The organism is Methylobacterium cerastii (assembly GCF_022179125.1).
GTDB lineage: Bacteria > Pseudomonadota > Alphaproteobacteria > Rhizobiales > Beijerinckiaceae > Methylobacterium > Methylobacterium cerastii.
Genome location: NZ_BPQG01000116.1, coordinates 21,972 through 36,992 on the forward strand (window position 1 = coordinate 21,972; position 15,021 = coordinate 36,992).

The window sequence follows — 15,021 nt, forward strand, 5'->3', positions numbered from 1 at the left end:
CCCGGTCGATTGCCTCGCCAGCGGGGCCGTGCGAGGGCAGACGGATGGGGAGATCGGGCGAAAGACCCGCATCCCGGCACCGTTTGAAGGCCCGCTGCGATGGAAGACAGACCGCTTGCCGACCTCTTCGAGCCCGCGACCCGCGCGCGCTGGCTCGGCCTCGTCGAGAGCGTTCTGAAGGGCGCCGACTTCGAGAAGCGCCTCGTCTCCAAGACCGCGGACGGCCTGCGCATCGAACCGCTCTACGAGGCGGCCGAGCCGGCGCCGCAGCCGGTCCGCGCTCCCGGACCGTGGCGGATCGCCCAGCGCGTCGACCACCCTGATATCGAGCAGGCGAACCGGCAGGTGTTGGCCGACCTCGAAGGCGGCGCCGACGCGCTGACCCTGGTGTTCTCCGGCGCGCCCGCCGCCCACGGCTACGGCCTCACCGCCCGCACCGTGGAGGAGTTGGAGGCGGCGCTCTCCGGCGTCATGCTGCCGCTGATCGGGCTGCGGGTCGACGCCGGCCCGCTCGGGCTGGAAGCCGCCCGCCTCGTCCTCGACCTCGCCAAGGCGCGCGGCGAGGACCTGTCGGCCTGCGACATCGACCTCGGCATCGATCCCGTCGGCACGCTCGCCGCCTCCGGCACCCTCGGGGCGGTGTGGTCCGAGATCGCGCCCAAGCTGGGCCGAGCGATGAAGGACTTCGATGCAGCCGGCTTTGCCGGGCGCGCGCTCCTGGCCGACGGACGACCCTACCACGAGGCCGGCGCCGGCGAGGCGGCCGAGCTCGGCGCGGTGCTCGCGACGGCGGTGGCCTACCTCCGGGCGCTGGAGGCGGAAGGGATTACGCTCGAACGCGCCCGCGACGCGGTCGGCATCCTGCTCGTGACCGATGCCGACGAGTTCCTCACCATCGCGAAGTTCCGGGCGATGCGCCGGCTCTGGGCCCGTATCGAGCAGGCCTGCGGCCTCGACCCGAAGCCGCTGCGGCTCCACGCCGAGACCGCGTGGCGGATGATGACCCGGCGCGACCCCTTCGTGAATATCCTGCGGACCGCGATGGCCGCGACCGGCGCCGGCCTCGGCGGCGCGGACGCCGTCACCGCCCTGCCCTACACCCAGGCGCTCGGCCTCCCCGACGCCTTCGCCCGGCGGGTGGCGCGCAACAGCCAGATCGTCCTGATCGAGGAATCGAACCTCGCCCGCGTCGCCGACCCTGCGGCGGGCGCCGGCGGCTTCGAGAGCCTGACCGCGCAGCTGGCCGAGGCCGGCTGGGAAGCATTCCAGGCGATCGAGCGCGAGGGCGGCATCGTCGCCTCGCTCAGCGTCGGCAAGCTCCAGCGCCGGATCGAGGCCACCCGCGAGACCCGCGCGAAGAACGTCGCGACCCGGCGCGAGGCGCTGACAGGCGCCACCGAGTTCCCGTACCTCGCCGAGAAGCCGGTGGCGGTGCTCGACGTGGCGCCCGTGCCGCCCGCGCCGGCCGCGAGCTTCGGCACCGGGGCCGCGGTCGCCTGCGACGCGCTTCCCTCGCAGCGGCTGGCCGAGCCCTACGAGGCGTTGCGCGACGCCTCCGACGGCCTCCTCGCCAAGGGCGGCAAGCGCCCGCAGGTGTTCCTGGCCAACCTCGGCCCGGTGGCGGTGTTCAACGCGCGCTCGACCTTCGCCGCCAACGCCTTCGCCGCCGGCGGGATCGAGGCCCTGAGCAACGACGGGTTCGCCGACGAGGCGAGCCTCGCCGAAGCGTTCACGGCGTCCGGAGCCGCGCTCGCCTGCCTGTGCTCGTCGGACAAGGTCTACGAGGCGCGCGCGGTCGCCGCGGCGACCGCCCTCAAGGCGGCCGGCGCCGGGACGACCTACCTCGCCGGCAAGCCGGCGGCGGAGCTGGCCGAGCCGCTGCAGGCGGCGGGCGTCCACGGCTTCCTGCATGCCGGCGGCGACCTCCTGGCCCTGCTCAACGACGCCCTGCGGCGGGCCGCCCGCGCCTGAGCCTGGAAATCGGCAACCGATCCGGCCGTCGCGTGTTTCGATGCGGACAGGCCCGCACGCCCGAACGGCGCGTGCGGGCCTCGCGACACGCGCGCTCGACCGGGATCCGAATGAAAGCACTGACGCTGGCCGCCGCCTTCCTCATCCTCGCAGCCGGCGGCCTCAGCCCCGCCGACGCGGCGCGGAAGAAGGTCCAGATCCCGAACCGCTACGACGGCAACTGGAGCATTGAGGTCATCACCGAATCCGGCATCTGCGACCGGGCGTACCGCTACGGCGTGCGCATCGAGCGCGGGCAGGCGAGCTATCCCGGCGGCGACTTCTCGATCAGCGGGCGCGTGGCGAGCAACGGCGCCGTGCGCGCCGCGATCTCCAACGGGTCGGCGACCGCCAACGTCGTCGGCCGCCTCGGCCGCCAGGGCACCGGCGCCGGCACGTGGTCCACCGACGGCGCCCCCGGCTGCAGCGGCCGCTGGAACGCCGAACGGCGCGGATAGCGTTTCCTCCCGGGCGCGAACGCAGGTTCGTCCCGGCGACCTCCGTCTGTGACTCGGAAGCGACGGTGATCCATGATCGCTGCGCGCGTTCGCGTCGCAGCGTGGATGGCCCTGTTCCCGACACGATCCCTGGGGAATACTCCGCTCGATCGATCCCTCGTTCGAGGCTTCCCGCGCGATGAAGACCCCGCTGCTCGGTGCGCTCGCATTCGTTCTCGCCCTCGCGCCGGCCACGGCGCGCGAACGCCAAAAGCCCGATGCCGACACGGCGATGGCGCCGTTGCAGCAGGCCGCGACCGATTGCTTCGCCGAGACGGTGATGGCCAACCCCGGCGCGATGAACCACGCCCGCGCCGGCCGCTGGTTCCAGGCCGCGGGGGTGATCGGCTTCTTATGCCGCCCCGAGGTCGACGCGATGATCGCGACGCACGACCGCCTCTTCGGCCGCGGCACCGGCGCCAAGTACTTCAAGGGCGCCTACGCGCGCCATCTCGACCAGCAGCTCGCCCTTCGCCTCCAGCCGATGCTGGAGCGCAAGACCGTCGCCAGCGCCGAGCCCCCGGCCGACAAGGCCGCCGCGGACGAGGCGCCGGGCGAGTGACTGGTCTCGCGTAGCGCTTCCGCGATGGCCTACGAACTCTACTACTGGCCGATGCTGCAGGGGCGCGGCGAATTCGTGCGCCTCGCCCTCGAAGAGGCCGGCGCGGCTTACGTCGACGTCGCCCGCGAGCCCGAGACCGACGGACTCGGCCTGCCGGCGCTGACGCGGATCCTCGAGGATCTCGACGAGCCGCGCCCGGCCTTCGCCCCGCCCTTCCTGCGCGACGGCGACCGGGTCGTCGGGCAGACGGCGGCGATCCTGCTCTATCTCGGCCCCCGGCTCGACCTCGTCGGCGCGAGCGAGGACGAGCGGATCTGGACCCACCAGATCCAGCTCACCATCGCCGACATGGTGGCCGAGGCGCACGACACCCACCATCCGGTCGCGGTCGGCCTCGCCTACGAGGACCAGAAGGCGGAAGCCGCCCGCCGCGCCGCGCATTTTCGCGCCGACCGCATCCCCGAGTTCCTGGCCTGGTTCGAGCACGTGCTGTCGCGCAACGGCGGCACCCATCTCGTCGGCGAGCGCTTGAGCTACGCCGACCTGTCGCTGTTCCAGCTCGTCGACGGCCTGCGCTACGCCTTCCCGAAGGCCATGGCCGCGCAGCTCCCCGACCACCCGCGCGTGGCCGCGCTCCACGCAGCGGTCGCCCGACGCCGGCGGATCGCGGCCTATCTCGCCAGCCCGCGGCGCATCCCGTTCAACGAACAGGGCATCTTCCGGCGCTACGCCGAACTCGACGGTTAGGCCTCACGACGCCGGCTTCTCCGCCCGCCCGCGATAGGACAGCGCCTCCGCCAAGTGCAGGCGGCGGACCGTCGGCTCGCCGTCGAGGTCGGCGAGGGTGCGGGCGACGCGGAGCGTCCGGTGGAAGCCGCGGGCGGTGAGGCGCATGCTCTCGGCCGCCGTGCGGATCAGCGCGGCGCCGTCCGCGTCCGGCGCGGCGACCCGCTCGATCAGGCTGGCCGGGCAGGTGGCGTTGGTGGTGCCCGCGGCCAAGCCCTCGGCGTCGTAGCGGGCGGTCTGGCGCCCGCGCGCGGCGGCCACCCGAAGGGCGGTCTCGCGCGAGCCTTCGGCCGGCGGCGGTAGGATCAGGTCGGCGGCGGTGACGGCGGCAACCTCGATGCGCAGATCGATCCGATCGAGCAGCGGCCCCGAGATGCGGGCGCCGTACTGCGCCATGCAGCGCTCGTTCGGCCCGCGCCGGCAGGCGTAGCCCGGCTCCAGCGCTTGCCCGCAGCGGCAGGGGTTCATCGCGGCGACGAGCTGGAAGCGGGCCGGATAGGTGATGCGGTGGTTGGCTATAGTTGACTTTACCAACACGCTGACTCATGCCCCCGAATCACCTCGGGGGACATGTTCTGTGCCATCACGCCGTAAGCCGAAGGCTCCGATGCCGGTTCAGCGTCTCGCCATCTCGTACATGCGGTTCAGCCATCGTCGGCAGGCGAAAGGCGACTCCATCCGGCGTCAGATCGCGGCGTGTGACCGGTACGTGCGGGATCACGGCCTGACCCTGCTCGACACGTTCACCGACAAGGGCGTGTCCGCGTTCCGGGGCAAGCACGCGACGACCGGCGACCTTTCTCGGCTGCTTGGGATGATTTCTGCTGAGAAATTCGGCCCGATCGTTCAGGGCAGATTGACGCAGGAATTGACCCTGATCATCGAGAATATCGACCGGCTGTCCCGCGAACCCATGATGGGCGCGTTGGGGCGGTTCACCGACCTCATCAATGTGGGCGTGAGCATCGTTTGCCTCGACATCCCCGATAAGGTTTTCAACGAAGAATCGATCAACGCGGATGCCAACCTGCTGGGCGTGATCGTCATGATGATGTCCCGCGGGCGGAACGAATCGCAGACCAAATCCACACGCGTCGCCGAGTCGTTCAACGCGCGTTTCGATCAAGCCCGCATCGATGGGTTTGCGATCAAGGGGTATCGCGGCCCGGCATGGCTTGCGGTGAAAGATCGCCGGTATGTTGAGCATCCCGACCGATGTGACGTGGTGCGGGAAATCTATCGGCTGCGCATCGCCGGGATGGGCGACTACGCGATTGCCGCCCACTTGAATGAACGCGGTGTCCCGACCTTCCCCCACTGCGCGAAGCGATCCACGAAGGTAGCCAACGGCGGTTGGTACCCGTCCTACGTGGGCAAAATTCTCGCCTCCCGTGCCGTGCTGGGCGAGTTCGATCCTCGGGCCGCGAAGAACCCTTTCATGTACTTCCCCCAGGTGGTGAGCCCATCGGTTTGGGCCGACGCTCAGGCGATGCGGCGGACCCGTGCCACCGCTGCCCCCGGCGCGCGTGGGACGAAGCATCACAACGTGTTCCTCGACATGCTCCGGTGCGCGCATTGCGGCGGCTCGATGAGCATGACGCAGAACCGCCCCATGGAAGGCGACAAGCCCGCTCTGCGGTACCTTCAGTGTTCCCGCCGCCGCCGTGACAAATCGGGCTGCACCGTCCCCGGTATGATCCCGTACAGTAGGATGGAATCGCTGATCCTCGACTACCTGCCCCGCATCCCGTGGGGTGAGATCGTTGAACGCGATAATCCCGACAACCCGCTGAAGGCGCTCGATGCGGAGATCGCGCGCGTTCGGGACGAACTCGCCGACCTCACCGAACAGAACGCAAATCTCACCTCCGCGGTCGCGACGGCCCGGCGTCCACTTCCGGCTCTGCTCGATGCACTTGGTGAGACCGCGGTTAAGGTGGAGCGGGCTGAACTCCGCCTGAAGCACCTCAAGAACGAACGCACCACCAAGGCCGCGATCATGCGCCCCGGCTTGATCCGTGATGCCACGGGCTTCGCCGAATCCATGAAGACCGCGACGGACACGGAACGGTACGAAACGCGTGCGCGCCTTGCAAAGGCGCTGTCGCGGATCATCACGCGGATCGATTGCGACGTGAAACAGAAGCTTGTGGCCGTTCAGGTATCGACCAGTTTCACGATCCTCGTCTTCCCGTTGGAGAACCACGCGATGGGGTTCTTCCCGGAGGATCGCCCCTCAACTGAAATGCTCTCCAAGCTCAAGCCGGGTCTACTTGGGCCGGTTGATCGCACCAAGGGGCCTTTCGTCTATCTGTTTGGGGCAACGCCTGTCGCGCCGATCACCGCGGTTTAACCATACCAGACGATCCGCCTAGACATGTTTCGCGGAATGTTGTCGAACCGATTCAGAAGCCGGTATCTGGTGAGGCTGGGCTTACCTTAACCATCAGGTAAGCTTTGAATCGACTCTCTGCGAACCTGTGGCATTCTTTGTCTTGTCCGAAGCAACGGACAACAAAGGAAGCCAAGATGTCCTCCAAGAAAACCTCCAAGAAGCCTACCGTTCTGCGCAGCCCCGCCAGTTCCCCGCCGACCATCGCGGGGATCATCGCGATGATGCCGAATGCCGTTTCTGCACCCGATTATGAGCGTGCGGGCGGAAGTTTTGACAAGGCCCAGATGCACATCACTTCGACCCTGGATAACCGGGATCGCAAGGGATTGAAGGCGACTCTGGTCACTTTCGCAAAGTACGGTCACCTCGCCCACGCCTATCATCTTGGTCCCTGCTTCGGTGCGTACTCGCTCGAAGTTCTTTTTGATGCCAGCGTCGGGGATGATGCTGTTCATCTCTGGAATAAGACCGTCTGACCAAAATCCGATTCCCACCCAAATCGGCTAGGGATCATCTCTCACCGAAGGAAGCCAAAATGTTGTCTCAGATCACCACGCCCGTGCTGCGTAGTCCCGCAAGTTCACCGCCGACTCATGGGGTAAATACCCCTATGAACTCGCTTATCAATGCCGACTGTATCGAGACGATGAGAGAGATGCCTGCTTCATCCGTTAATCTCATCATCACCTCGCCGCCGTATAACGCAGGAAAAAGGTATGAGACCGATCTGACCATTGCAGCGTACACCACGTTCGCCAACGCATGGGTTTCAGAGATACCCCGGCTGCTGACCAATGACGGCGCGTTGTGGCTGAACGTCGGTTATACAAAGGTGTCTGATGTCGAGACACTACCCCTGACCTACCTCTACCATCCCCTTTTACTGAAGCATGGCCTGCGATTCATTCAGGAAGTGGTCTGGCACTACGAGGGAGGCATGGCCTACACCAGCCGGTTCAGCCATCGCACGGAGCGGTGGATGTGGCTTGTGAAGAATCCCGACGCCTACACGTTTAACCTTGATGCAGTCCGCGACAAGTCGCTGAACCGCACCCAGGACCGGCGCAACAACCCGATGGGGAAAAATCCGACCGACTACTGGTACTTCAACCGGGTCGTCGGCGGACGTGGCGCCCGTGGGGTGAAAACCCACCCCTGCCCTTTCCCTGTACCCATGCTGGATCGTATCGTTCGGGCATGCTCTCACCCTAACGACGTGATCCTCGACCCCTTCGGGGGATCGGGCTCGACAGCGGCTTCGGCGCTTTCCAACGATAGGCAATTCATCAGCATCGAGCGGGAACCGCAGTATCACGCCGATGCGGAAGCTCGAATCACGAGCCTTCGTCACGCTGCATAACCGCGAAGTGTCTTATATCCAAGAGCGGAGTCAATTTCCGAAACATTAGGCGATTCTTCACTCAAGGGCGGGGAGCGAAAGCTTCCTGCCAATCTTGATTCATCGAGTTGAAGCGATGCGCACGAGGACTCTCACCCCGACCGCCCTCATAATGATTGTGAATGCTGCAATCTCCGGGGACACGACGTGCCAATTCACCCCGGACAGATGGAGATTTACGACCACCACTTGAAGCTGAGTGAGCTTTGAAATCTTACCACGCACGCGCCCCAGGCGGACCAGCGCCCGCCCGCTAGGTCGAAGATGAAGCAGATGATCGCACCAGTCTGGTCTACATCGACAGCCGCATCGCCAAGCCGCAGCCATTATCGTGAAGATCGTCATTGGGTACCGCGGGACCAATGCATGTTCCGTGGCGTTCAGGGCGGCGCAGGGCATGGCGCCTCGGCACCTTCGGATCGCACAGGGACAGTCCGGCACCATGGAGACCCGCATAGGTGCGGTGCCGTCGCCACGATGCCTTCAGGCGGCCTCCGGCGCGTAGGGGGCACACTGAAGGGCGGAAGCGCGAACGGGTCCCCTACGACCTCGTAGAAACCCTGGTGGGCAGCTTCAGGGGATAATCAGCGCCCAATGGGCATTCACTCACGGATCGTGGCCCCAAGGGCTTGGAAGGCCGCATACGGTCGCCCCACGGCCAGTGTTCTCATCACCTCTCATAGACTCTAACTGGGCCGGTGGTGGCGTTCGAACCGCCCAGGGGAACGACGGCAGTCATAACGGCGCTGTACGGGCCGCCCCCGGCCATCCTCAGCACCAGCCGCGGCGCCGGATGGTGGTTCGGACCTGCGGATGTCACCATCGGCTTGCCCCCGCCGAATCGTGGTGTACGCCGCGCCGTGATCGTCGCTCGATGATCATCGAGCAGAACGATCACACCGGTTTCAAAACGCGATAACGAAACCGCGCTTAGGTTGTCGTCTCGGGGCATGCTCGATACGGTCCGGCCAACAACGCGGACAGCGCCGGGGCCATGGGCAGCAATCCGAATTTCGGCTTTCTGGAGGGATACGGCGCCACGTTGATGGCCCTTCCAGCCTTGGCCGAGACATACTTTCGATCCGATCCCTCGACCTCACTGTTCAAACTACGACAGTTTGCCGAACTCCTGACGAAGGAGATTGCCGCTCGTCATGGCACCTATCAGCCTGAACGGCGCGACGGCTTCGAAACCATCCTCAGCCGTCTGTCCTATGAGCACATCCTTCCGCGCGAGATCGCCGACCTGTTCCACGTTCTTCGCAAGCTCGGGAATGACGCCGCTCACGAGGTGAAGGGCACGCATGCCGACGCCTTGTCCGCACTCAAGGTCGCTCGGCAGATCGCTCTCTGGTTCCACCGGACCTACGGAAAGCAACCGAACTTCAAGCCCGGCCCCTTCGTACCGCCCGCGCTGCCGGTTGATGCCACGGACGTGTTGCGCGACGAGATCGCCGCACTGCGCCAGCGTCTCATGGATAGCGAAGGAGCAATCGAATCCGCGAAGCGCTTAGCAGAACACGAAGCGAGCGAGCGTGGGAGCCTCTCTGAACGCCTGGACCGCGAGCGGGAGGAGCGCTCGGTTTGGGAGCAGCTTGCGCAGGAAAGCGAAGCGGCGAAGGCCGCGCTGGCATCCCGACTGGAAGCGCTCCAGACGTACGCTGTGCAGGCCCCCAAGGAGGTCTTGAACCTTGTCGTGCGCGCCGAGGAGGCTGCCAAGCAGATCGATCTCGACGAGGCCGACACCCGTGCCCTCATCGATCGCCAGTTGAAGGATTGTGGCTGGGAAGCCGATACACGCGAGCTTCGACACAGCGGCGGCACTCGCCCAGCCAAGGGCCGCAACCTCGCCATTGCCGAATGGCCGACTGCAAACGGTCCGGCGGACTACGCCCTGTTCGTTGGCACCACCTTCGTCGGTGTCGTCGAGGCCAAGCGCAAGCGCAAGAATGTGTCAGCCGCCATAGATCAGGCTGAACGCTACGCCAGAGGCATCACGGCTGTCGCAGATGGTGCGCTGGTCGAGGACTCGCCCTGGGCGGACGGGCAGCACCAGTACGGTGTGCCCTTCGTCTTCGCTGCGAACGGACGCGTGTACCTCAAGCAGATCGAGACTGAGAGCGGAATCTGGTTCCGCGACGTGCGCAAGCCAACCAACCTCCGGCGTGCGCTCGTGAACTGGCCGACCCCGAACGGTCTCCTGGGCAAGCTAGAGGTCGATGTCGAGACTGCCACTCTGGCGCTGAAGAACCAGCCGATGCAGTTTGGTTTTCCGCTACGGCCCTACCAGCAGGATGCCATCGCAGCCATCGAGCACAGCGTGGCGGCGGGTCGCCGGGCCATGCTGGTCGCAATGGCTACAGGGACTGGCAAGACGAAGACGGCCATCGCCTTGCTCTACCGCCTGCTCTCAACGAAGCGTTTTCAGCGAGTGTGCTTCGTGGTGGACCGCTCGGCGCTGGGCAACCAGACCGAAGGTGAGTTCTCGACAACGAAGATAATCTCCGGGCGAACGTTCGCCGACATCTTCGGACTGAAGGGGCTGAAGCAGACCGCGCCAGACGCCGAGACGAAGCTGCATATCTGTACGATCCAAGGACTCGTGAAACGGGTCCTACTGGCATCCGAGCCGGGGCAGGCACCTGCCATTGATCAATACGATCTCATTGTCGTGGACGAGTGCCACCGCGGCTACCTACTCGACCGGGAACTCTCTGACGCAGAATTAAGCTTTCGCGATCAGGAGGACTATATCTCAAAGTACCGGCGCGTGATCGATTACTTCGATGCGGTGAAGGTTGGCCTAACTGCGACGCCTGCTCTGCATACTACCGACATCTTCGGTGAGCCGATCATCACGTACTCGTACCGCGACGCTGTAATTGACGGTTACCTCAACGACCACGAGCCGCCGATTCGAATCGAGACCGCGCTGGCCCGCTCCGGCATTAACTTCGGCAAATCCGACCAGCTAGAGATGCTGAACACTGTGACGGGCGAGGTCGATCTCGCTCACATTCCGGACGATCTGAAATTCGAGGTGCAGCAGTTCAACAAGGCTGTCGTCACTCAGGACTTCAACCGGGTCGTAGCCGAGGAACTCGCGCGCCACATCGATCCAGCGCTCCCTGGCAAGACTCTGATCTTCGCGGCGACTGATGCACACGCCGACATCGTCGTGAAGCAGATTAAGGATGCTTTTGCTGCTGCCTATGGCGAGATCGATGATGCTGCGGTCAAGAAGATCACCGGCAGCGTGGACAAGGTGCAGGACCTGATCCGGGCGTTCCGCAACGACGCCAATCCGAAGATCGCAGTCACGGTCGATCTGCTCACCACCGGAATCGACGTGCCCTCGATCACGAACCTCGTGTTCCTGCGTCGGGTCAACAGCCGCATCCTCTACGAGCAGATGATCGGGCGAGCGACCCGCCTCTGTCCTGAGATCGGCAAGGAGGCTTTCCGTATCTTCGACGCGGTAGACCTCTATCCTCACCTTCAGGCGCTGACGGCGATGAAGCCGGTTGTCGTGAACCCCGCAATCAGCTTTGAGCAACTGGTCAACGAACTGGCTGACGCTGAGACCGAGGAGCAACGCGAGACTGTGCGGGCGCAATTGTTGGTCAAACTGCGCCGCCGGATCAAGCATCTCCCAGATGAGGCACGAAGCCGCTTCGCGGCAGTGACAGGAGAGGAGCCCAACGCCACGCTTGCTCGTCTCCATGCCGCGCCAGGGAGCGAGCTAGTCGCCTGGATCAAAGCCCATCAGGCGATCGGGCCAATCCTCGACTGGCGCTCCGACGATGGCACACCCCGCCTGATTCCGATCTCGTCCCATACTGATGAGGTCGTTGCCGTCACACGGGGCTATGGCTCCGCCGAGAAACCAGAGGATTTCCTCGATGGCTTCTCGGCCTTCGTGAAGGAAAACGTCAACACCATTGCTGCTCTTAAGGTCGTGGTGCAGCGTCCGCGCGATCTCACCCGAGGCCAGCTTCGTGAGCTTCGCCAGGAGCTTGACCGGCGTGGCTTCTCGGAAACGAATCTCAAGCGTGCCTGGAGCGATGCACGCAATGAGGAGATCGCTGCTTCGATCGTTGGATTCGTCCGACAGGCGGCTCTTGGTGATCCCCTCGTGCCCTACACCGACCGCGTTGCCACGGCGATGCGCCGGATCATAACGCGACAGGTGTGGACCGAGCCGCAGCGGCAGTGGCTTCGACGCATTGGCGATCAGGTTACCCGCGAGGTGGTAGTGGATCGACAGGCGCTCGATCATGAACCCTTCAAGGCAGATGGCGGCTTCAACCGCCTCAACAAGATTTTTGGCGGAAAAGTCGAAGCGCTTCTTGCTGACGTGAACGAAGAACTCTGGAAACGAGCAGGTTAATGGATACGGGGACTCCCACCACACGCGATATCGTCGCAAAGCTCTGGTCGCTCTGCCATGTGCTTCGCGATGATGGCATCGGCTACAATGAGTATGTCACCGAACTAACCTACCTATTATTCCTGAAGATGCTCGCTGAGACAGGTGGTGAGAGCCGACTTCCAACAGCTTACCGTTGGAACACGCTCGCTCGCCGCGAGGGCCTCGATCAACTCGATCACTACAAGCGGATGCTGCTCGATCTCGGCAACCCGAAGGTCGTGAGCGACGGACTCGTATTGGCGATCTTCACTGACGCTCAGACCCGCCTAACTCGACCGACGAATCTCAAGGCTCTCACGGCAGCGATCGACAAACTCGATTGGTTCTCTGCCCGTGAGGAGGGCCTGGGTAATCTCTACGAGGGCCTATTAGAGAAGAACGCCGCTGAAAAGAAATCGGGCGCGGGACAATATTTCACTCCGCGCCCGCTCATCGACTGCATCGTACGCCTCATAAAGCCGAAGCCCGGCGAGGTGATTCAAGACCCTGCGGCGGGCACAGCAGGCTTCCTCGTGGCGGCGGACCAGTACGTCAAGGCTGCGACTGACAACCTTTACAAACTCACGGAGGCGCAGGCGTTCTTCCAGCGAAACGCTGCGTACGGCGGCGCGGAACTGGTCACCGATACCCACCGCCTCTGCCTGATGAACCTGATGCTGCACGGCATCGAGGGCGGAGTTATTCATGTAGATTCGCTCTCACCGGATGGGGAGGCTTTAGGCAAGGCGGACCTAATCCTAACGAACCCACCCTTTGGTACGAAAAAAGGCGGTGGCCGTCCGACTCGGACCGACTTCTCGGTCACTGCCGACACCTCGAACAAGCAGTTGGCCTTTGTCGAACATATCGTCCGGGCGTTGAAACCCGGCGGCCGTGCGGCAGTGGTGTTACCAGACAACGTTTTGTTCGAAGACAACACCGGGCGACGCCTCCGCACGTGGTTGATGGACCTGTGCAACCTGCACACAATCCTGCGCCTCCCTACCGGCATCTTCTACGCGCAGGGCGTGAAGACCAACGTGCTGTTCTTCCAGCGCGGAAAGGCTGACAAGGGCAACACAAAAGCTGTCTGGGTTTATGACCTACGCGCGGATATGCCAGCCTTCGGCAAGACGCGTCCGCTTACAGTTTCGGACTTCGCCGCATTCCAAGCTTGCTACGGCGACGATCCCAACGGTGGGGCTGCACGCCAGGACCTCGGCGAAACCAGCCGATTCCGCCGCTTCACACGCGAGCAGGTCGCAGCGCGCAATGACAATCTGGACATCGCATGGTTGCGCGACACCGAGGCTGAAGCCGAGGAGGGGCTAACCGAGCCCGAAGATATCGCGGCTGCAATCATGGGACATCTGCGTGCTGCCTTGGAGGACATAGAGGTGCTGTCGGACGAACTAGAAGGCCAGGACTCCAATTCAGTACAGGTTCTGGAGGCAGCGGAGTGAACGAGGAGATTCAACCCAAGTTACCCTCAGGATGGTGTTGGTCGCGTTTCGATCACATCGGAGCCGTTGGGCTTGGGCGGCAGCGTTCGCCAGCAAATCACACAGGGCCGTCAATGCGGCCTTACGTGCGTGCCGCGAACGTTACGTGGCACGGCTTAGATTTGACCGACGTGAAAGAGATGAACTTCGATGAAGCCGACTTCGCGCGATTCCAGCTTCGTGCAGGTGATGTACTAATTAACGAAGGTTCAGGTAGCGCTACAGAAGTCGGAAAGCCTGCGATTTGGAAAGGGGAAATTGCGGATTGCTGCTTTCAAAACACATTACTAAGGGTGCAGCCTACAGCGTGCACATCTGATTTTGTGTATAACTACATCAAGTTTTGCGCACGCGGCGGGGGTTTTGTCGCAAGTACGCAAGGTGTGAGTATTTACCATATTGGTCGAGAAGGGCTGGCTAAGTACCCGGTACCAGTAGCTCCGCTTCCTGAACAGCAACGCATTGTCTCAAGAATTCATAGCCTTTCAGCGAAGTCGAAGAATGCTCGCAATCATCTCGATAATGCAGCAAATCTTGTAGAAAAATACCGGAAGGCAATTCTCCGCGCTGCATTTGGGGGGAAGATAACAAAGGAATGGAGAGGCCCGCAAGTTCGAGAACGCTCCGCGTCCACGAAGCTTCCTGCCGAATTTAGAAACGCGAATCTTCCAGATACTTGGGAAACAACTCCGTTAGATCGCGCTGTCCACAACCATGATGCTCGCAGAATACCCTTGAAAAAAGACGACAGAGTAAAGCGGCAGGGCGCATATCCATATTATGGGGCATCTGGGATAATCGATCACATCGACGACTATATCTATGACGGGAAATATTTGTTGATAGCAGAGGACGGAGCAAATCTTCTTTCTAGATCGACTTCGATCGCTTTTACCGCAATGGGAAAATTTTGGGTAAACAATCATGCCCACATCGTTCAGCCAAACGAAAATTACGACCACGATTTTATAAGGTATTACATCGAATCTGTAGATTTGAGGCCATACGTTACGGGAAGCGCACAACCAAAATTAACGCAAGGCGCGTTCGAGCGCATCTTTGTTGTGTGTCCGCCTCGAAATGAGCAGATTGAGATAGTTCGCAGGATTGAGAACGCACTGGCCTGGATTGACCGGCTCGCCGCCGAGGCTACCAGCGCCCGCAAACTTATTGCCCATCTCGATCAGGCCGTCCTCTCAAAAGCTTTCTGCGGCGGGCTTGTGCCGCAAGACCCGAATGACGAACCGGCGAGCGTGCTGCTGGAGCGGATCAAGGGCGAGAAGAACGGTGCAGTGCAGCCTCGCAGAGGGCGTGGGCGTCCACCATCGGTCGCGCGTTTCTAATGGCTTGTAAGCTCGACGCGCGTTCAAAGGCCAATTTCAGCGGTCGTGTTCTCGGCGAACAGGCAGCCGTCGCGGGTGTAGCGGCGCCACGACCCTAGCCCGTCTTATTCATCGGA

General features: G+C 63.2%; 10 protein-coding genes and 1 pseudogene. 10 read left to right on the forward strand and 1 reads right to left on the reverse strand.

Annotated features, from left to right (window positions below; genetic code table 11):
• The first annotated feature begins 99 nt into the window (after positions 1-99).
• The 4 genes from MFF13_RS25385 (at position 100) to MFF13_RS25400 (ending at position 3,816) form a co-directional block, all read left to right on the forward strand.
• Complete coding sequence (locus MFF13_RS25385; RefSeq protein ID WP_147828887.1) at positions 100-1,971, forward strand: methylmalonyl-CoA mutase subunit beta; 1,872 nt, start codon at positions 100-102, stop codon at positions 1,969-1,971.
• A gap of 110 nt (positions 1,972-2,081) precedes the next feature.
• Complete coding sequence (locus MFF13_RS25390) at positions 2,082-2,468, forward strand: hypothetical protein (protein ID WP_147828889.1); 387 nt, start codon at positions 2,082-2,084, stop codon at positions 2,466-2,468.
• Positions 2,469-2,646: 178 nt separating this feature from the next.
• Positions 2,647-3,069: a hypothetical protein gene (locus MFF13_RS25395; RefSeq protein ID WP_238273288.1), complete on the forward strand. Its 423-nt coding sequence runs from the start codon at positions 2,647-2,649 to the stop codon at positions 3,067-3,069.
• Between the two features lie 24 nt (positions 3,070-3,093).
• Positions 3,094-3,816, forward strand: a complete 723-nt coding sequence (locus MFF13_RS25400; protein ID WP_147828893.1) for a glutathione S-transferase — start codon at positions 3,094-3,096, stop codon at positions 3,814-3,816.
• A 3-nt stretch (positions 3,817-3,819) separates the two neighbouring features.
• Here the strand turns inward: MFF13_RS25400 and MFF13_RS25405 are convergent.
• Positions 3,820-4,371, reverse strand: a pseudogene (locus MFF13_RS25405) (magnesium chelatase subunit ChlI family protein); the annotation flags it as partial.
• 91 nt (positions 4,372-4,462) lie between these two features.
• Here MFF13_RS25405 and MFF13_RS25410 point away from each other — a divergent pair.
• The 6 genes from MFF13_RS25410 to MFF13_RS25435 all read left to right on the forward strand — a co-directional run bounded on the left by MFF13_RS25410 (position 4,463) and on the right by MFF13_RS25435 (position 14,905).
• Positions 4,463-6,208, forward strand: a complete 1,746-nt coding sequence (locus tag MFF13_RS25410; RefSeq protein WP_238273289.1) for a recombinase family protein — start codon at positions 4,463-4,465, stop codon at positions 6,206-6,208.
• Between the two features lie 176 nt (positions 6,209-6,384).
• Positions 6,385-6,726, forward strand: coding sequence for a hypothetical protein (locus MFF13_RS25415; RefSeq protein ID WP_238273290.1), 342 nt, complete (start codon positions 6,385-6,387; stop codon positions 6,724-6,726).
• 59 nt (positions 6,727-6,785) lie between these two features.
• Complete coding sequence (locus tag MFF13_RS25420; protein ID WP_238273291.1) at positions 6,786-7,610, forward strand: DNA-methyltransferase; 825 nt, start codon at positions 6,786-6,788, stop codon at positions 7,608-7,610.
• 1,033 nt (positions 7,611-8,643) lie between these two features.
• Entirely contained in the window at positions 8,644-12,039 is a 3,396-nt protein-coding gene (hsdR, locus tag MFF13_RS25425) for a type I restriction-modification system endonuclease (protein ID WP_238273292.1), read from the forward strand.
• The gene (locus tag MFF13_RS25430; protein ID WP_238273293.1) at positions 12,039-13,523 is read left to right on the forward strand and encodes a class I SAM-dependent DNA methyltransferase; all 1,485 of its coding nucleotides are present in this window, start codon (positions 12,039-12,041) and stop codon (positions 13,521-13,523) included. Before hsdR ends, MFF13_RS25430 begins: the two co-directional genes overlap by 1 nt.
• Positions 13,524-13,702: 179 nt before the next feature.
• Positions 13,703-14,905 carry a restriction endonuclease subunit S gene (locus tag MFF13_RS25435; protein ID WP_238273294.1) on the forward strand — a complete coding sequence of 401 codons (1,203 nt, stop codon included), beginning with the start codon at positions 13,703-13,705 and terminating at the stop codon, positions 14,903-14,905.
• Positions 14,906-15,021: the final 116 nt, after the last annotated feature.